Raw genomic sequence first — 18,773 nt, 5'->3', positions numbered from 1 at the left:
TTAGTCGGACTAGAGGTCATACCAAATGGATTGTCTCTATTCTCATGTCTGTGACTTCTTTGAGACTCATTCGCTGGTGGCAGCAATAGTGCTTACCCATTGTTCCCGGTATGTCTTGGGAGTGAGGTTCATGACTTTCTTAAACTGTCGTACAAAATGGCTGGCATCGCAAAAGCCCGTGCGGCTGGCAATGGTTTCTATACTATCCGAAGTCGATCTCAGTTGTGAACAGGCGGCATTGATGCGGACTCGATTGATGTATTGAGCCGGGGTAATTTTGAACAACTGCTTGAAGGTTCGATTGAACTGGCTTACCGAAAGATGCACCAGAGAGGCGAGGGAATCAAGGGTGATTTTTTCTGCAAAGTGATTGCTGATGTGCGTGATGGCTTGGCTGAGGCGCTGATAGGGAGCAAGCGTTGCGCCTGCCTTCTCAAGGTCGTGCATGATCCCTGCCACTCCAATGGGCCGGTTCTGTCGGTCGTAGAGAGGGATCTTGGTTTCAACGTACCATCGCAATATGCCCGACGCGTCGGGAACGCCACAGACATGGTTTGTAAGCGGCCGACCGGAGGTCATCACTTGTTGATCTTGATGGCGATAGCGATCAGCGACTTCAAGCGAGAAGAAATCATAATCGGTTTTTCCGATCACATCTGTCTCTTCTGAGAGTCCTAGTACGTCGAGCAGTGCCCGATTGACGTGCATGAAACAGCCCTGATGATCCTTGGCGAAAAAGTAAATCGCAGGAAGATGATCTAGTAATGCCATGAGAGACCCAGGGCTCTCAAGATGTGAAAAGAACTCGTTTTGCGACTCTGGGTGGAGGGGAGTGGTCGTTCGCATGCGCTAATTGTACCATAACATGGCAGCATTATACATTGATTCGAGAAGCACCTTTTCTAAATAATGGCATGACAAAAGCTCTTCTTGATGATTCGATTATCCATGAGGTGTTGGGCGGATCTCATTTCACTTAAAGTGGAATGGCTCGCTACACACTTTGGAAATAGAAGTTTCCTCTTTTCAGTAAAGGTTAAGTTGCTATGAGTACTGAGGGCTTAGCAAATAAGGCATTGGACCAGGGGCAAGGAGTCGTACGGCTGACCCCCACTTGGGTTCCCCGTTCGTTTTGCGTTCCGGGCAGGAGAATCAAGCTTCATCCGGACGACTATTATGCACTCGGCGCGAATCGGGGTGGCATAGATGAACGGTGGTTCTCCTCGACCACTCCAGCGGACAATGGCCCCCTCACAAGCAAGAACGAGGGCCTCAGCAATATCGTTGTTGAGGATAGCGGCAAGACGGAGTTGATTGTCCTTCGAGATGCCGTGTCGGAACTCAAAGGAAAACTAATTGGAGAGGATTTGTGGAGGGACCATCAATGCTGGCCGATGTATTCCAAGTTTTTCGACAATCAGGGGGCTCTCCCCTTTCATATCCATCATAACGACGAATATGCAGCGCGAGTTAACGCCAAAGGAAAACCCGAGGCGTATTACTTCCCACCCCAGGTAAACAATCACGGCGGAGATTTCCCGTACACCTTTTTTGGATTGCAACCGGGTGTCACTAAAGCTCAGGTCCGCGAAACTTTGGTCAACTTTTCCAAGGGAGCCAATCGAATCACCGACTTGTCGGCTGCACACTGCCTCACGCCAGGTACGGGCTGGGATGTGCCCCCCGGCATACTACACGCCCCGGGGAGCCTCTGTACCTACGAACCGCAAAAGGCATCGGATGTGTTTGCGATGTACGAGTCGGTTTCTCACGACAAGGTCATCCCCGAGGAATTGCTCTGGAAGGATACTCCCAAGGATCAAGTCGGGAACTTTGATTACCTGGTCGAGGTGATCGATTGGGAAATGAACGTAGATCCGAATTTCAAGGCCAATCATTTTATGGCTCCAATTCCGGTGGCTGATTTGGCTCAGATGCAGGACGAAGGCTATCAGGAAAAATGGATCTGCTACCGTAGCGAGGCGTACAGCGCGAAGGAATTAACGATCCTTCCAGGTCGCCAGGCAACGATCAAGGATGCAGGTGCCTATGGTCTCATCGTGCTGCAAGGGCACGGCAAATTGGGGGTCTGGGATATCGAAACACCTTCATTGATTCGCTTCGGGCAACTGACTCATGACGAATACTTTGTTTCTGCCGATGCGGCCAAAGAGGGTGTCACGCTGACCAATCCAAGCAAGACCGACCCCATTGTGATGCTCAAACACTTTGGTCCGGGAGTGAATGCGGTGTTGTCCGTAGAGTAAAGAACCGTCATCTCCGCGCAGGCGGGGACCCAGTTGCCGAGACACAGAATATGGTTTCCCGCCTGCACGGGAATGACTATTCCTTTGGTAGTAACAATGACCTCTTCTTCTCACATTTACCCAAAGTTGCACAATGCCGCTTGGCCTGGATTGGTAGGTAAAGGAGGTGATGGTGAACCTCCGATAGAGCTAGAGACCTTGCTCGACCTAACGGCTTCTGCAAAAGTCGACGGTATTCGCTTCGATGGAATCGATCTATTCGTTTTCGATCCTCATGTTGACATCGATTCAAGTGAGGAACAAATTCAGGCGTTGGCTGAAAAGGTCGCTGCGCGAGGATTGGTGGTCGGCACACTGGTCGCTCCGGTGTGGCCTCCCACCGGTGGTGGGTCAGCCATGGGCGAACAAGCTGAACGTGACCAGTTTTTGCAGCAAGTGGAAAAAACTTGTCGGATTGCTGCTGATTTGAGATCACTCGGCGTCAGGCCTTATGGCTGTATTAGGATTGACTCGGCAAGTAGTCCTAGTTTGTGGACCGAGGATCCGGACAACAATCAGCGCCAGATTGCCGACACTTTTCGGCGCGCCTGTGACATTGCAGAGAAACATGGGGAGCGTCTCGCTGCGGAGGGGGAAATCTGCTGGGGGGGCATGCATAGCTGGCGGCGCATGGTCGAACTGCTCGAGATGGTGGACCGGCCACAGACCCTGGGCTTTCAGGCGGATATGGCCCATACACTCCTATATCTCTTAGGCCACAACGCCCCGGAGGATGCCCTCCTAGAAACAGACCATGATTGGCAGAACATCGAGCTGTTTTATGCCAAGTACCAAGAATTAACGGATGCCTTGCGGCCCTGGACGATAGATTTTCACGTGGCCCAGAATGATGCGACCGTCTTCGGTTCGGGTTCGCATGACAAGACTGGCAGGCACTGTTTGCCGGATGACCCCAGTGGCAAGTTGGACATCCCGAAGGCGGCGGGTTATTGGCTCCGCGACAGAACCGGTAAGCTCACCAAAGCTTGCCAACACATATGCTGGGATGGCTGCATGTTTCCAAACGAGATCATGCTCAATCCTGCAACTTGGAATAACGTCTTAGCTTCAATGATCAGCGTGCGTGACGCACATGGTTGGTCAGTGGATGGCTGAGACAAAGAGATACCACGATTACGAACGAGGATTATCAAGCTGTGATTAAACCTTTAGCGATAGGCATGGTTGGCTATGGATTCATGGCTCGTGCACATACGAATGCATACAAGCGTGTCAATGATTTCTTTCCGGATTTAGCCTACCGTCCCGTCTTGCAGGCAGTTTGCGGTCGCGATGCCGAGAAAGTGAAAGCGTTTGGGGACCAATGGGGTTATGCATCGCACGAAACGGATTGGCGTAGTCTCGTATGCCGCCCCGATATCGACGCGGTAGACATATGTGTTCCCAACAACCTTCACAAAGAGATTGCCCTGGCAGCAGCCGCAGCTGGTAAGATGATTCTCTGTGAAAAGCCTCTGTCGATCACCACGGCTGAAGGCAAAGAGATGTGCGAGGCCGTTGAGTCTGCGGGAGTTGCCAACACGGTGTGGTACAACTACCGGCGCATTCCTGCCATCACTTTGGCCAAGCAACTCATTGACTCAGGTAGGCTAGGACGTATCTACCATTTTCGGGCAAACTTTCTTCAGGACTGGACCATCTCCAGCGACGTGCCACAAGGGGGTACCGCGACCTGGCGCCTTGATTCGACTGCGGCAGGTTCGGGTGTCACTGGCGACTTGCTTTCCCATTGCATCGATACAGCCCTTTGGCTCAATGGAAAAATCAAGGACGTCAGCGCGATGACTGAAACCTTCGTCAAAGAGCGTGTGCACGCCGATACGGGGCAGGTGCAACCAGTAGGGATCGATGACGCGTGTGCGTTTCTCTGCCATTTCGAGAACGGCTCATTGGGCATGTTTGAATCAACCCGCTACGCACGGGGTCATAAAGCCCTGTTTACCTTTGAAATCAATGGCGAGAACGCCTCGATTCGTTGGGATTTACACGACCTGAATCGACTCGAATACTTTGAGCATGGAAAGGACTCCATCGTGCGTGGCTGGCGTACGATCCACGTTACCGAGGGTGAAATGCCGTATATGAATCATTGGTGGGTTCCAGGGCTGAGCATCGGTTACGAGCATAGTTTCGTCCATCAAGTGGCTGATTTTCTTGGTAGTCTGGAACAAGGGGAACCCTGCCAACCCGATTTTCGTAGTGCACTCCAGACACAAGCCGTCTGCGAAGCAGTTCTGCAGTCGGGTAAGACACGTGAATGGGTTTCTATCAAATAAAACAAAGTCAATTGCATCTGCGAGATATAATCCAATGATTTTTGGGAAACGCACGAACTCTTGGGCCTGCTCTGTGCTACTAATCGCAAGTTGTCATGCAATCCCATTGAGAGGAGCCGAAGAGCAGTCACTTTTCGATGGCCAAGATCTGGAGGGGTGGTCTGGCAATGAAAAGGTTTGGTCGGTAATAGACGGTCAAATCGTCGGTTCAACGGTCGACAACCCCGTCGCAGCGAACACATTCCTTGTCTGGCAAGGAGGAGAAGTTGGCGATTTTCGTTTGACATACAAGGCAAGACTGAAAGGCGACAACAACTCAGGGGTTCAGTATCGTAGCACGCTAGCCGATCCTAAGACATGGAAGGTTATTGGCTACCAAGCGGATATGCATGCGAACCCCGAATACCTGGCCATGTTGTATAGCGAAGGGACAGGACGGGGGATTGTTGCCACGCGAGGGCAAAAAGTTGTCGTTGACGAGGAAACAGGCCAACTGAAAGTTGTTGGTAAGACAACGGATCCGACCCCCGTCGATATTTCGCAGTGGCACGACTATGAGATCATCGCTCGTGGCAATCATCTCATTCACAAGGTCGATGGCAAAGTGACTGTGGATGTCACCGACAACCACAAGAAGAAGCTTGATCGCGGAATCATCGCCCTGCAAGTACACGCTGGGCCCCCGATGACGGTGTTTTTTAAGGACATTCTGCTCGAGAAGTTAGAGAATGTGGCAGACGAAAACAGTGCTGAAGAAACTACCGATCAAGGAGTGCAGGATTTAGATCATGATACGCCACCAGAAATTGAATCGATAGCAAACGGTTTCCAAGTTGAAAAAGTGTTCGAGGTTCCCCCTTCGATGGGGTCCTGGGTCTCGCTTACTAAGGATGATCGGGGACGCTTGATAGCCTCCGATCAGCAAGATGCTGGGCTATTTTTGATCACGCCGGGAAAGCCAGGCACTTCGGAGCAAGCCCAGGTTCAAAAGCTGCCGGTCGAGTTAAGCGGGGCGCAAGGTCTTGTATGGGCTTTTGATGCACTCTACGCGGTGGTCAATGGATCGTCCGGTTACGGATTGCATCGCTTGACGGATTCCGATAGCGACGGGTTGATAGATTACGACGAGTATCTGCTAAAGATTCCTGGCAAAGGCGAGCATGGCCCACATGCTGTGGTGCTCTCCCCGGACGGCAGGTCGCTGTATTTGGCATGTGGCAATCACACTATGGTCCCACCGGAGATAGTCGATAGTAGAATGCCAATGAATTGGGGTGAAGACCTATTGCTCCCGAGGCAGTTGGATGCCCGCGGTCATGCGGCAGGGATCCTCGCCCCTGGAGGTTGGATCTGCCAGCTAGACCAAGAGGGCAAGAACGCTGAAATCGTCAGCAGTGGCTATCGCAACGAGTACGATATCGCTTTCAACGCCGATGGAGAATTGTTTGCCTACGATGCCGACATGGAATGGGACCTTGGCATGCCCTGGTATCGTCCTACACGTTTGGTGCATGCCACCAGCGGCAGTGAATTTGGTTGGCGGAGCGGCACCGGAAAATGGCCAGCGTATTACGAAGATTCGCTTCCTCCCATAGTAGACCTCGGTCCCGGTTCGCCAACTGGGATTGTCTTCGGCTACGGCGCTAAGTTTCCTGCAAAATATCAGGAGGCGTTGTATCTTCTAGACTGGACGTTCGGCACCATCTATGCGGTCCACCTTACACCTGATGGTGCGAGTTATCGAGGTCAGCCTGAGGAGTTCATCACTGGCAGACCATTACCTGTCACCGACGCTGTAGTCGGCACCGATGGGGCCATGTACTTCACAGTCGGTGGGCGTGGCGTGCAGTCGGCCCTCTATCGAGTGACCTATGTAGGAGATGAGCAGACAACTCCCGTTTCTGCCAGGGATGCGTCAGGCAGCGATTTGAGAGCTTTACGCCACAAGCTCGAAGCGATGCATGGTAACAGCGGAGGTGACCTCGAACTTATCTTCGCCAACCTAGATAACCCGGATCGATTTATTCGCTATGCTGCCCGAATTGCGTTGGAGTCTCAGCCAGTTGAGACATGGCGAGAGCGAGCACTCTCTCAGTCCGATCCTCGTACTGCGATTACGGCCCTGATGGCTTTGGCCCGGCAGGGGGAGCCCAGCGACGAAGCACCGACCCTGGCAGCGCTCGACCAGATCGATCTTGGTGCTCTCAGCGAGCTAGATCAGCTCGCTTTGCTGCGCACCTATGCGCTGGTGTTTATTCGGCTCGGAGAACCGGATGAAAAAACCCGGCAAGGTTTGATCGACAAATGGAGCCCGCTTTATCCTGCGCCCGTTTCAAAGGATCGTCTCAATCGTGAGTTGGTCCAGTTGTTGGTTTATCTAGGCGACTCGTCAGTGGTTTCAAAAACATTGGACCTAATGGAACAGTGTGGCCCGGAGCCGATCCCTGAATGGGCCACGCTTATTCAGCGGAACGAAACCTATGGCGAGCCGATTCAAGCCATGATGGACGACATGACACCACTCCGCGCAATCCATTATGCCTTTGTGTTGCGGAATGTTAAAAGTGACTGGACGCTTCAACAGCGGCGCAAGTACTTCCAGTTCTTTTCGGAAGCGGCCAAACATCTCGGGGGCGCGAGCTATACTGGCTTTTTGAACAATATTCGCGACGAAGCTTTGGCTAACTGTTCGCCCCCGGAGCAAGTTGCATTAGAAGCGATAGTGGAGCAGCCTCTATCTGGTGAAACATTCCAGTCCACTTCCCCCGTTGGGCCAGGACACCCATGGACCAAGGCAGAAGCATTGGCAGTTTTGAGCGGTGACCTGAAAAGACGCGACAAAGAGCGTGGCCGTAATTTGTTTCATGCGACGTCGTGTGCCAAGTGCCATCGTTTTCGTGGCGAGGGGGGAGCGATTGGCCCCGACCTTTCGACTGTTGCCAATAAGTATTCGCTCTCCGATCTGCTTGATTCGCTTCTGGAACCGAGCAAGGTGATCTCCGATCAATATGGTTCTCAGCGAGTCCAGACCGCCGATGGCTTGCTCGTCACGGGACGTGTGATCGAGTTCGAAGACGCGTATCATGTATTCACTGAGGACCCAGATGCGCCTCCTACAATCATCAAACGAGAAGAAGTAGAAGAAATAGTCCCTTCTAACATTTCTCAGATGCCGGTGGGCCTTATCGACCCACTCAATAAGGAAGAGCTAAAAGACCTCGTGGCCTACCTGATGTCCGTGGGAAAATAGAGTCCGATTGCGAGATTTTCGGCCCGTTGTTGAGTGGTGCGAAAACTGGTAAAATTTCTGCTTTTACAGGGTGTGCCCTGCGGTGCTTTGCATCGCGGCTACGCTGAATCTAAAGTAGCGTTTTTCTTGATGCGAAAGGACTCCTCCACGTGTCGACTGACTCGAATGAACCCCGCGAACCCTCCTTCGATCCCGCGTACGCAATTGCCGCTCGGCTAATCGATTTGCCTATCGAAGATGAGCTCAAGGATAGCTACCTCACCTACGCGATGAGCGTGATTGTGAGCCGTGCTCTGCCCGACGTGCGCGATGGGCTCAAGCCCTCTCAGCGCCGCATCTTGGTGGCGATGAATGATCTGAATCTCACTCCCGGAGCAGGTCGAGTGAAGTGTGCCAAGATCTCCGGTGACACGAGCGGTAACTACCATCCCCATGGCGAGAGCGTCATCTATCCGACGCTAGTCCGCATGGCCCAGGAATGGAATATGCGGCATGTGCTGATTGACAAGCAGGGGAACTTTGGCTCGATCGCTGGACTTCCTCCGGCAGCCATGCGATATACCGAAGCCCGAATGTCCCCGTTTGCCGCGTTGATGCTCGACGATCTCAAGCTTGATACGGTGGATTTCGTTCCCACCTACGACGAGCGGCATACCGAGCCGACTGTTCTGCCGGCTAAATTTCCTAATCTGTTAGTAAATGGTGCCAACGGTATCGCGGTGGGCATGGCAACCAGCATTCCGCCGCACAATCTGGGTGAAGTCTGTAGTGGCGTGATTGCGCTGTTGGACAATCCTGAAATCACGGTTCAGGAATTGATGGAGCATGTCCCTGGGCCGGACTTTCCTACCGGTGGTATCATCTGCGGCCGATCATCAATTTGGAAGGGCTACGAGACGGGCCGGAGCACTATTGTCGTTCGCGCGCGTACGTCGATCGAAGAATCAGGCAAGCGGACCCGCATCATCATTCACGAAATCCCTTACCAACAGGCCCGCGACCGGGTCGAGGAACGGATCGCCCAACTGGCACAGGATGGAAAAATTCCTGGAATCGCAGCCACTCGCAATGAGAGCGATCTCAAAGAGCCTGTGCGGCTGATCCTGGAGCTGAAGCGTGACGCAGACCCCGATGTGGTGCTGAACCAGCTCTACAAGTTTTCGCCCCTGCAAGAGACTTTTTCGGTGATTTTCCTCTCGTTGGTAGACGGCAAACCCCGCGTGCTAACGCTCAAGGAAATGCTGGGCGAATTTATCCGCCACCGTGAAACGGTCATCCGCCGCCGCACACTATTCCTGCTCTCCAAGGCCCGCAAACGCAAGCATACCGTTCAGGGTCTCTTGCTCGCACATGCCAATATCGATGAAGTGATCCGAGTTATTCGGGCGTCCAAGACCCAGCCCGAGGCCAAGCAGGCTTTGATGGCGATCAAGACCCCTGGTGCTCTACTAAAACGAGCATTAGGGGACGATGGTTACACCCAATTTCAAGAGGAACGCGGCATTGCCGAAGAGTATTCACTTACCCCTGTGCAAGCCGATGCAATTTTGCGCATGACCTTGGGGCAATTGGTCAACCTCGAACAAGAGAAGCTTGCCGAGGAGCACGCCAAACTGCTTGAAGAAATCATCGAGTACGCTGGCATCTTGGCCGACCAGGAAAAGATTCGCAGCATTATTCGTGAAGATTGCGAGATGCTGATCGCGAAACACTCGGACCCTCGCCGCACAGAGATATCGAACGAAGAGCTGGGCGATGTTGATCTGGAAGACCTGATCGAGGAAGAGCAGATGGTCGTTTCTATATCGCACAACGGCTACATCAAGCGTACGCCATCGAGTGTATATCGTGCCCAGCGCCGGGGAGGAAAGGGAATTAAAGGTGCCAAGGTTGACGAAGACGATCCAGTTGAGCACTTGTTCGTCACCAGCACTCATGACTATCTGTTGTTTTTCACATCTAAGGGCAAGGTCTATTGGCAGAAAGTGTACAACTTGCCGCAACTTTCCCGAGATGCCAAAGGTCGGGCGGTCGTGAATCTTTTAAATCTGGCCGAGGATGAGAGCATTACTGACTGCCGGGCAGTCCGCGATTTTGATTTGCCAGATCACTATCTGATGATGGCCACTCGGCAGGGCCTGGTGAAAAAAACCGAGCTCAAGGCGTACAGACGCCCCTTGAAGAGTGGAATTATCGCGCTCAAGCTTCGCGAGGACGATGAGTTGGTCGATGTGGCGATCACTAAGAGCGGCGACGAAGTTGTCCTCTCCACTGCTAAGGGAATGGCAATTCGCTTCAACGAGTCCGACGCCCGACCTATGGGCCGCAACACGAGCGGTGTTAAAGGCATCAAGCTCTCGAAGGGGGACACGCTAGTGGGTATGGTGGTCGCCGACCCCGATGCCACGCTGCTCACCGCATGTGCCAACGGCTACGGTAAGCGAACCCCCTTTGGGCCCAACGCCGTCCCAGACGAAGGGGAAGCTGATTCAGAAGGTGCAGAATCTGAAGACGAAACCAGCAGCTCCTTCCGTTATCGCACGCAGAATCGCGGCGGCAAGGGAGTCCGTGATATCAAGACCACCGAACGTAACGGACCGGTGGTAGATATTGTGCGGGTCGACGATCACGACGAATTGATGATGATGACCGCTCGCGGAAAGATTCAGCGCGTGAAGGTAAGCGACTTCAATCCCATTGGCCGCAACACTCAGGGGGTGCGAATCATGACCCTCGACGAAGGGGACACTCTCACCGCTGTTGTCCGTGTTCCACAGGAGGAAACCTCCGACGAGGAAGTTCTCTCAGAGTTGCTTGATACATCAGAACCATCTGCTCCGAATGGGCCAGAGCAAAGTGAGTGAGTCGAGTAGGAGTGCAAAACTCACACGTCTTCAAGTCGCCCCGTCGAATCACCGAAGCGGTCTAGGCCTTGTACTCCCATGCGATCTGCCAGGGTGAGGTACAGGTTGCAGAGCGGTTGAGAACCATGGTGCTGATAACGGCCTGGTGTGAGTGACCCTCCGCCGCCGCCGGCTAGAACGATTGGGAGATTGGAATGCGTGTGGCGATTGCCGTCGGCGTTGCCGCTGCCATAGACGATCATCGAATTGTGCAGAAGCGAATTTCCATCGGTATCCGGCGTGTTTTGAAGTTTGTCGAGAAATTTGGCGAATTGCTCGACATACCAGCGATCAATTTTGGCAATTTTCTCGATCTTTTCGGCATTATTTTGATGGTGCGACAGATCATGATGGCCTTCGGTAATGCCGATATGATCAAACGCGCGATTGCTGCCGTCGTGGGCCAGCATAAGAGTTGCCACACGTGTCAGGTCCGATTGAAATGCCAATAGAAGCATGTCAAATGTCACGCCAACATGTTCGGCGATATCCTGCGAAATACCTGCCGGAGCCTCAATCTGAGGTCCCTCCTCTGCTGCAAGTCGTTCAGCCCTTTCGAGCCGCTGCTCGATTTCTCGGACTCCGTTGAGATATTGATCGAGTTTTTCTCGGTCTCGTGCGGCCAGCCGATTGTGCATCTCACGAGCGTCTGCCAGGACATAATCGAGAATCGACTGTTGTTGGACCCTTCTGCGGGCGAGGTTCTTGGCCCGCTCTTCCGAATGGCCGCTCCCAAAAAGCCGCTCGAACATAAGCCTGGGATTCGACTCAGGAGGCATTGGCTGGGTCGGCGATTTCCACGAGATATTAAATTGATAGGCACATGCATAGCCGGAGTCGCAACTACCAGACTGCCGCTGTGCATCACAGGTCATTTCAAGTGAAGGAAACAGTGTTTGCTGACCGGCTTGCTCGGCAATGGCCTGATCAATCGAGACCCCAGCGCGAATATCGGTGGCACTCTTGTTCAAACGGACCCCGGTCAAGAACACTGAGCTGCCCCGGGCATGATCGCCGGCCCCATCCGCTCCCCCTTCGGCATTCACCTGATCCAGCCCACCAAGTATCTGCAATTGCTGCTTCAACTTATCCAACGGGGCCAGGCTGCCGGCTAGTCGCGGGACACTTCCCTGTTCTGCAGGCCACCACTGGGCAGGGATTGCGCCGTTAGGAAAATAGATAAACGCCGTTCGCAACGGAGCACCGCTGGCCGTCGTCGCCAGGTTGGCAGTCGATTGCTCAGCCGCAAAGAGCTTGCTCCCCCCAAACGAGACAAACCCAGGCAGTGCAATGTTGACACCCACATTGCGCAGAAAATGGCGTCGATTAACCTGCGAATGAACGTTGTTAGAAAGCACGATCTGTTCCCCTAGTTTCTGCAACGAGCGGTTTTGCAACACGGCATTTTTGAAATGCAGCACTATCGACGATTCCCTTTATCAGCACCGAAGGACGACCCCCCGACGATTCCAGTTGCTCGACTATCGCATCTATCGTCTCTATATCATGATAGTCGATTCCACGGCCTAGCGCGTAGATGAGCATTTTCTCGGTTAAACATCGGTAGAACTCCTGTCGGTGTTCTGTCGCCAGTATTCTTTTGAGTTCTCGAATATCGGTAAACTGTTCGCCTGTAATCAATTCTCCCGCAGTAACAACTGGCTTGCCATGGTCGGTTTCACGAATGATTCCCAAAGCGTTGAACTGCTCCAAGGCCAGTCCGAGCGGGTCCATTCGATTGTGGCACGAGCTGCATAAGGGCTCCGCACGATGTACGGCGAGCGCTTCGGCGACGGTGAAAACTCGCTTTTCGCCTCCGCTGCCCGCATCTTCCAGGTCAGGTATGTTCGGCGGCGGCGGGGGTGGTGGAGTCCCCAATATGTTGTCGAGAATATAGAGCCCTCGCTTCACGGGAGAGGTGCGATCCGGGTTCGAAGTGACCGCCAGCATGGTTCCCTGTGTGAGAATCCCGCCGCGCAGGCTTCCTTCAGGAAGTACTACACGCTGCATCTCGTCGCCCTTCACCCCTTCGATTCCGTAGTGTTTGGCAAGCCGCTCATTGAGAAACGTGTAATCACTTTCGAGCAACTCCAAGACGCTCCGGTCTTCCCGCACTATGGTCTCAAAAACAAGCTCAGTTTCCTGCCGCATCGCGTGACGCAAATCGCGATTGAGTTCGTAGCTCTCGAAGTGTTGTTTGAATTTGATGAACTCTTCGCGGATTTTTTCTAGCTCTTCACGCTCGACTACCGTCATGTCTGCATCGGGGATTCTGCGTAAGTGCCGAAAACGCTTGCGTTTCTTGTCCAAATCCACGTCGGGCGATATGTCATGTCTTATTACTTCGGGACCATTGATGATGACGTATTCAATATCACGAGACCGGAGCCATTGGCCCGCAAAATTGCGGGTCAATTCAATCGCCTTTCCACTTTTCAGCATGCGTTCTAGCTGGGCAGGCAAGTTTTCTCGCAACTTGTTCTCGGCCGCCAACTGGAACAACTCTTCATCAGGCATCGTCGACCACAGAAAATAAGACAGTCGCGTGGCAAGTGAGTAGTCATCCAATTCTGCATAATCACTATTTTCTGAGGTCCGCTCAGTGAAATCTTCGCGGAACAAGAACCGAGGCGAAGTCAGCACGGCGGCCATCGCCTCCGCCACGCCCCCCTCAAACGTACCGCCGGGCTGAGAATAGACACTCTCCGCTAGAAGAGCGAGACCTTCCGTTGTATTGCTGTCGACAGGTCGGCGATAGGCGCGGGAAGCGAACTTGCTCAGTATTCCTCGAGCATACGCGCGCCTTGCAGAAGCTCCTTTCGGAATCGGACGTGGGAAAAACTCTTCGGAACCCGGCGTTGCCTCTTTCGGCACCGCTTTTGAAACAATCTCCCGGGCAGCAGCCAGATATTTTTCCAACAGCAGAGGCGAGACGGTCAGTACTTCTCCCAAGTTGTCAAATCCATGTCCACTATCGTCCTGGGGAAAGTTCTCTTGAACATCATATTCGACTCCAAATAGATCGCGGATCGTGTTGCGATATTCCACTCGATTGAGCCGTCGAAGCGTCACATGTCCCGGATCGGGATTCTGGGGATCACCATGAAAAACGGATGACTTAATCCAGGCTTCGACCTGTTGCATTTCTTCTCCCGAGAGCGGCGGCATCTCGGCAGGAGGCATTAGTCCGGATCGCAACATGCGAAGGGCGCGATACCACAACTCAGGTTTGGCAATCAATGCTTCGTCCGACTCGAAGCCGTCAAAGGCAACGCTCCCCTCTTGCATCCCGTAGGCATGGCAATCAAAGCACTTTTCTTCCAAGATGGGCTTGATCTGCTGCTGGAACTGGGCAAGAGCCAGTGGGTCCTCTGCTAGTGCTGAGTGTAGACACAAGCAACAGGAAGTGAAGACAAGGAGGATGCAGCCCCACTTCCCCCGGTTTGTACCACAATCTATTGCCATAGTTCGGCTGTAGCTTGTCACTGAGAACCGCCAGGCGAGGATTTGGGAGCGGAGATACTTGGAGGGGGACCCTGAGTGGGATTACCGCCATTGTATCCCAATTAACGCTTGCAGAAAACTACGCGAAATGGGCTACTCTAGCGATTCACGTCCGCCTGAATCGCTACCCCGCTATTGCCCTCCTTGACGCCGGAAGCTCTCCAGGTAGACTCGATTGTCTGCCGCCAAACAATTCGTTTGGCAAGACACTGGGCTCGTGGCGAAATTGGCAGACGCGCATGCTTGAGGGGCATGTGCCCGAAAGGGCGTGCTGGTTCAACTCCAGTCGGGCCCACTCCATTTGCCGCTTGCGGCTGAGCGAGTGATAGCTAATTGAGATTGAGGCTCGTCGTCAATACGATTGACGACGAGCCTCAATTCCTTTCCATGGCGAACTCTCCCTATCTCCCGGGCATAGACACCCAGGGAGAGACTTCTAGAATTGAAGAAGCAAAAAACAACTGCCCACAAATATTCCGAGGAGTTCTACCTATGCTCACCCAAGTCATGCAAGACGCGATCAACGCCCAAATCAATAACGAGTTGTTTTCCTCCTACAGCTATTTATCCATGTCGGCTTGGTGTGAAATCAATCAATTTCTCGGCTGTGCACATTGGATGCGTATCCAAAGCGAAGAGGAGCGAACACACGCCTTAAAGCTGCAAGACTTTCTGCTCGCTCGCAATGCCAGAGTTCTGCTGAAACCTATCGCACAACCGGAAGTCGATTTCGAATCCGTGGTCGAAGTGTTTGTGAAGGCTCTCGCACAGGAAGAAAAGGTCACGGGGCAAATTGACAATCTTTACGAGTTGGCTTTTCAAGAAAAGGCATTCGCAGCCCTCGTCGAACTCGAGTGGTTTATAACCGAGCAGGTTGAAGAAGAAAAAACAGCACGGGAAGTCGTTCACAAGTTCCGCATGGTGAAAGACGACCCCGCGTCTCTGCTGGACCTTGACCGCGAACTTGGCGGCCGAGTCGCTGAACCTGCCGAGGCGTAAGGATCGCAGCGCATCAACCCGGGTCATTCAGCGATCCGGATCAACCGAGTATTAGCGCAGTGAGGCTGATTGAAGGGCTACTTCAAGAAGTCCAGTGGGAGTGGGATTGAGATTGATCCCACACTGCCGCGGAAAGCGCCAAACCCGCCGTAAGAGCGGATTTCCAGAAACAGGAACAAACACGCCATCAATAGAGAAATCAGCGCCACGACCAACAACATGAAGTAGATGTTGTACTGGGGCTTCTTATTGATAACGCTCGGCACACTAACCGATTCTAAATCGGGTTGCGACATCATCCCCCTCCTCAATCTGGCCTTGCTGGAATTGGCGAAGGACGCGCCCCACGGCACGATCCGGCTCGGTCTTAAGTATCTCGGCCCGACCTAAATAGCGATCTCCACGGAACACCTCAATCGTGTGCCCTGGCTTAAGGCCATCGTCAGCGCCGACAGTTACCTCAATCAATTGGCTGCCAGCCGAACGTTGCATCTTGCTGACGACTCCGCGGACTTTGGGAACCACGGCATCCGGAGAGGCGTTGGGATCAATGTCGTTGTGTTCGAGCAGCGCCATCTTGTCTGCCACTTCTTGAGCCAACTGACGATTGCGGTCCAATAGAACCGTAAGCTCACCCTGGGCCTGATGCAATTTATCAGTTGCGCCAATGGTCACGTCAAACGATTCATCACGAGCCTGTTGCTCGGAGCGAATGTCTTTTCGGAGCACACCCACTTCGGTTGCCAACTTCTCGTTGTTTGCTTGCGTACTTGCGGTGGCGGCAGTGTTAGTGCGTTCTTGCTGGCGCAGTTGATCCAGCTCTTTTTGGATGAGTAGATTCTGGGAGAGCAATTGCTCACGTTCGGTGGCCAGTTTGCTCGCTTCCTGGCGCGCGATTTCCAACTCTGCATTGAGTTGGCTATCGAGGCTGTTCTTTTGACTCTCTAGTTGTTCGTTCTGAGCGCGGGCCGAATCGAGTGCCGTCTGCAGCGCCTCAGCATCTTCACGCCAATTTTTGTGCGTTGCGTAGACGAACATCGAAATGATCATCACGCCAAATGCCGCGAAGCCAACAAAGAACGTGAGCATTTTACCTAAGAAAGTCATCGATCCAGTTCCTCAAATCTCTGCCTGTGCAAGAGTAATTCCTCTCTTCGCAGTATAGTCAGGGTAGGAAAAGAGTGTCAAATTTTTGCCTGTCAAATCAGCCCTAACAGCACGATTGGGGGCCGATTCTGCCGATTCTGCCGTTACGATTCCAATTCCCCACCGATTTCAGCCATGTTTAGACAGAAAGTGGAGCCATGGGCTGGCTCAATCCCTACGACAATTATGATTCAACCGAGGCAGGCAGGCTGGGTACCGCCCGCCAATTGCAAGTTGTCTAACCCAGTATTTCGTCCTGGTGTTCGGGAAGCACGGGGGTCCACGACTTGGCAAAGCGACTTGCCTTGGCAAGATGGCGGACAACCAGGGTTTCCTTGTCTACGACCACCAAGAGTCGTTTGAGGAGACTGGTCGCTTCGGCGATGTATACGTCGAGCGTTTCAGCCAGTTGCCAGTTGTTCCAGCGATCGAGGCCTGCGTGTTCCCCCATAATCCACACCAGTCTGGGGTCGTCTTTCTTGATCTTGTGTAGGCCGCGACAAGCCGCGCATGCATCCTGAGAAATTACCGATTTGCTTACCTGCTGTTGGCAAACGGGACAGGTGGAAAATTCATCCGTAAGTGTTGGTCTGCCTGAAACTGGGCAGGGCTCGGTAAGAACCTTCTTGACTCTCTTTCCCGTGACGCTGCAAGTGACGAGCTCATCAATGAGTACTCGCTCGCCGGTGACCGCACAGGGGGCAATTTGCTCGAAGGCATCAATGCGACCGTCGTCGGTGGCAGCCAGGTGAAATGTGCTCGCGCCGGAATGCTCGGCGACAAAAGGCTTTGGCTTGATCAACTTGGCCCATCCAGAAAAAGGGAGCGTGGCGGTAGAATCCGCGATCGTGAAGTGCAGTTTGCCATTGGCTTGCTTGACCCAGACGATTGCGGTAGCTAAGGGTTCACTACTCACAGCCTGAGGATCACGAGAGCTGGCTCCCTTGGCAACCACCCGTCGACCTGCAGCGACAAGTGCATGGAGTGCTGTCTCGTCGATTCGCGGAAAAGGCTTGTCGGCAGGTTCCAAATTCAACAGTCCAAGATCGATGGCCAGTGTGTCAGGGACCGACGAACCGTCGTGGGCAATGAAGACATGCACGACCTGGTTCGGATCATCAGCCGCCGCAAACGTCAGCCGCAGAAAGGGAAAGTCAGTAAGTTGGCACCCTCCCAGGTGCGTCTTGCCGCCGTCGACCTGGTAGCCAGAAAACAATCTTTGGGTGATTTCACTGACAGCCAGGGGCTGCTCCCGTGGCCTCGTGTGGACGGCTGTGCCTAGTTCTTGCAGCCTCTCTGTCAGGTGCTGCTCCGAGAGATCCTGCTCGCTGCCCGTCTCGTTCTGGCTGTGAGCTGCAAGCTGGGTATCAACCCACTGCCGAAATGAGGCGATACTTTCACGGTGTGCCGAGTCGGGGGCAACCGGATGATCTGAAGGTAGTGCGGCGGCTGGGGATGCGGAGGCAGTCACAGAAGGATAGGCCGTGGGACAAAGTTGAAACGGAATTAAGGACTGGCTTAAGACTTGATTCTTGCCTCTAATCTCGCTCATGCGAAGTGCAATTATTGCGACTTCTTTCTCAGAACATAGACTACGTCCTCCGTCTCGGGTCCGATGGCAATAGGGGAGTCGATGTCGTAACCAAAGTCATAGACTTGAGTTAGCTCAAATTCGGGGACTTTGGCGAGGAGCATTCGCATCTGGCTAGCGGAGTAAGTCCGGAATACAACCCGGTCTTCAAGTCGGAATTGCTTGGTCGGAGTGTAGACATCGAAACTCATTCCCACCTCTTCCCTGCGATGGCGGCGGTCGCAATCCAGCACCCATAATCGCGAGAGGACAGCTAAATTCCCCCGCCTTGCCGACCAGCTTTCTTCCTGCATCGGTTCGACGATTTCGGGCGTGAGATGCAGGCCCAAGACATAGATGCCACCAGGACGGAGTGCTTTAGCTACGGTATGCAGGTGTTGCTCGGCTTGGCCCTCTGTGCTGAGATGCCGAAAACTATTGATCGGATTGAACGCTGCATCGATGGGAGTTTTAACTGAGAATTCGCACATGTCCCCCACAAACGCCGACCGCGGATAGCCAAACCGCTCCAGCCGATCATTGCAGAACTCAACCGCGGCCGGATTGAGGTCGACCCCCGCCACCTTGAACCCAGCCTGGGCCAATTTTACCAGCAATCGCCCCGTCCCGCAGGCAGGCTCAAAGACTTGCTTCACTTCCCCCGTGGCATGCCGCTCAAAACAAGCGAGCAGAAAATCAAATTCAGCTTTCCAATCCGAGCCGTAGACCAGATCGTAGTATTTGGGGAAATCGTACAGACTGGCCTGGGTAGTAGTGAGCATGGGGGGAGTTCTCATG

Annotated in this window: 13 protein-coding genes and 1 tRNA gene; 7 read left to right on the top strand and 7 right to left on the bottom strand. The window is 53.3% G+C overall.

Annotation, left to right across the window (positions count from 1 at the left end):
• Positions 1–66 precede the first annotated feature (66 nt).
• Entirely contained in the window at positions 67–846 is a 780-nt protein-coding gene (locus tag Pla144_RS07670) for an AraC family transcriptional regulator (RefSeq protein WP_146449679.1), read from the bottom strand.
• A gap of 200 nt (positions 847–1,046) precedes the next feature.
• On the opposite strand from Pla144_RS07670, the gene Pla144_RS07665 reads away from it, so the two are divergent.
• From Pla144_RS07665 to gyrA, 5 genes are all read left to right on the top strand, one after another.
• Positions 1,047–2,267, top strand: a complete 1,221-nt coding sequence (locus Pla144_RS07665) for a hypothetical protein (protein WP_146449676.1) — start codon at positions 1,047–1,049, stop codon at positions 2,265–2,267.
• Positions 2,268–2,363: 96 nt separating this feature from the next.
• Complete coding sequence (locus tag Pla144_RS07660) at positions 2,364–3,422, top strand: sugar phosphate isomerase/epimerase family protein (protein ID WP_146449673.1); 1,059 nt, start codon at positions 2,364–2,366, stop codon at positions 3,420–3,422.
• Between the two features lie 44 nt (positions 3,423–3,466).
• Positions 3,467–4,603, top strand: coding sequence for a Gfo/Idh/MocA family protein (locus tag Pla144_RS07655; RefSeq protein WP_146450435.1), 1,137 nt, complete (start codon positions 3,467–3,469; stop codon positions 4,601–4,603).
• Positions 4,604–4,637: 34 nt separating this feature from the next.
• On the top strand, positions 4,638–7,853 hold the full coding sequence (locus tag Pla144_RS07650; RefSeq protein WP_146449670.1) for a family 16 glycoside hydrolase: 3,216 nt from the start codon (positions 4,638–4,640) through the stop codon (positions 7,851–7,853).
• 149 nt (positions 7,854–8,002) lie between these two features.
• Positions 8,003–10,717: a DNA gyrase subunit A gene (gene gyrA / locus Pla144_RS07645; RefSeq protein WP_391580961.1), complete on the top strand. Its 2,715-nt coding sequence runs from the start codon at positions 8,003–8,005 to the stop codon at positions 10,715–10,717.
• 20 nt (positions 10,718–10,737) lie between these two features.
• Here the strand turns inward: gyrA and Pla144_RS07640 are convergent, their stop codons facing one another.
• Complete coding sequence (locus tag Pla144_RS07640; RefSeq protein ID WP_197530474.1) at positions 10,738–12,114, bottom strand: DUF1552 domain-containing protein; 1,377 nt, start codon at positions 12,112–12,114, stop codon at positions 10,738–10,740.
• Positions 12,104–14,221, bottom strand: coding sequence for a DUF1592 domain-containing protein (locus tag Pla144_RS07635; RefSeq protein ID WP_146449668.1), 2,118 nt, complete (start codon positions 14,219–14,221; stop codon positions 12,104–12,106). Before Pla144_RS07635 ends, Pla144_RS07640 begins: the two co-directional genes overlap by 11 nt.
• Before the next feature lie 250 nt (positions 14,222–14,471).
• On the opposite strand from Pla144_RS07635, the gene Pla144_RS07630 reads away from it, so the two are divergent.
• Both Pla144_RS07630 and Pla144_RS07625 read left to right on the top strand, forming a co-directional pair.
• Positions 14,472–14,555: transfer RNA gene (locus tag Pla144_RS07630), tRNA-Leu, on the top strand.
• Between the two features lie 197 nt (positions 14,556–14,752).
• Positions 14,753–15,259 (top strand): ferritin, encoded by a 507-nt coding sequence (locus Pla144_RS07625; RefSeq protein ID WP_146449665.1) that lies wholly within the window; start codon positions 14,753–14,755, stop codon positions 15,257–15,259.
• A gap of 77 nt (positions 15,260–15,336) precedes the next feature.
• Here Pla144_RS07625 and Pla144_RS07620 read toward each other — a convergent pair whose 3' ends face one another.
• The 4 genes from Pla144_RS07620 to Pla144_RS07605 all read right to left on the bottom strand — a co-directional run bounded on the left by Pla144_RS07620 (position 15,337) and on the right by Pla144_RS07605 (position 18,757).
• Positions 15,337–15,558, bottom strand: a complete 222-nt coding sequence (locus Pla144_RS07620; protein ID WP_146449662.1) for a hypothetical protein — start codon at positions 15,556–15,558, stop codon at positions 15,337–15,339.
• Positions 15,527–16,366 (bottom strand): hypothetical protein, encoded by an 840-nt coding sequence (locus Pla144_RS07615; RefSeq protein WP_146449660.1) that lies wholly within the window; start codon positions 16,364–16,366, stop codon positions 15,527–15,529. The genes Pla144_RS07620 and Pla144_RS07615 overlap by 32 nt, the downstream gene beginning before the upstream one ends.
• A 277-nt stretch (positions 16,367–16,643) precedes the next feature.
• Positions 16,644–17,957: a hypothetical protein gene (locus tag Pla144_RS07610; protein ID WP_146449657.1), complete on the bottom strand. Its 1,314-nt coding sequence runs from the start codon at positions 17,955–17,957 to the stop codon at positions 16,644–16,646.
• Between the two features lie 11 nt (positions 17,958–17,968).
• Positions 17,969–18,757: a class I SAM-dependent methyltransferase gene (locus Pla144_RS07605; protein WP_146449654.1), complete on the bottom strand. Its 789-nt coding sequence runs from the start codon at positions 18,755–18,757 to the stop codon at positions 17,969–17,971.
• Between the last annotated feature and the right edge of the window lie 16 nt (positions 18,758–18,773).

Origin of the sequence: Bythopirellula polymerisocia, from assembly GCF_007860015.1 — a bacterium.
GTDB classification, from domain to species: Bacteria; Planctomycetota; Planctomycetia; order Pirellulales; family Lacipirellulaceae; genus Bythopirellula; species Bythopirellula polymerisocia.
The sequence above is the reverse complement of the archived record's forward strand: the minus strand, read 5'-3'. Positions and strand labels throughout refer to the sequence as shown.

Bases quoted from the DNA above. Each gene is read 5' to 3' on its own strand.
- Pla144_RS07670 (WP_146449679.1), bottom strand. From the start codon at position 846: ATGCGAACGACCACTCCCCTCCACCCAGAGTCGCAAAACGAGTTCTTT.
- Pla144_RS07665 (WP_146449676.1), top strand. From the start codon at position 1,047: ATGAGTACTGAGGGCTTAGCAAATAAGGCATTGGACCAGGGGCAAGGA.
- Pla144_RS07660 (WP_146449673.1), top strand. From the start codon at position 2,364: ATGACCTCTTCTTCTCACATTTACCCAAAGTTGCACAATGCCGCTTGG.
- Pla144_RS07650 (WP_146449670.1), top strand. From the start codon at position 4,638: ATGATTTTTGGGAAACGCACGAACTCTTGGGCCTGCTCTGTGCTACTA.
- Pla144_RS07635 (WP_146449668.1), bottom strand. From the start codon at position 14,221: ATGGCAATAGATTGTGGTACAAACCGGGGGAAGTGGGGCTGCATCCTC.
- Pla144_RS07625 (WP_146449665.1), top strand. From the start codon at position 14,753: ATGCTCACCCAAGTCATGCAAGACGCGATCAACGCCCAAATCAATAAC.
- Pla144_RS07620 (WP_146449662.1), bottom strand. From the start codon at position 15,558: ATGATGTCGCAACCCGATTTAGAATCGGTTAGTGTGCCGAGCGTTATC.
- Pla144_RS07615 (WP_146449660.1), bottom strand. From the start codon at position 16,366: ATGACTTTCTTAGGTAAAATGCTCACGTTCTTTGTTGGCTTCGCGGCA.
- Pla144_RS07610 (WP_146449657.1), bottom strand. From the start codon at position 17,957: ATGAGCGAGATTAGAGGCAAGAATCAAGTCTTAAGCCAGTCCTTAATT.
- Pla144_RS07605 (WP_146449654.1), bottom strand. From the start codon at position 18,757: ATGCTCACTACTACCCAGGCCAGTCTGTACGATTTCCCCAAATACTAC.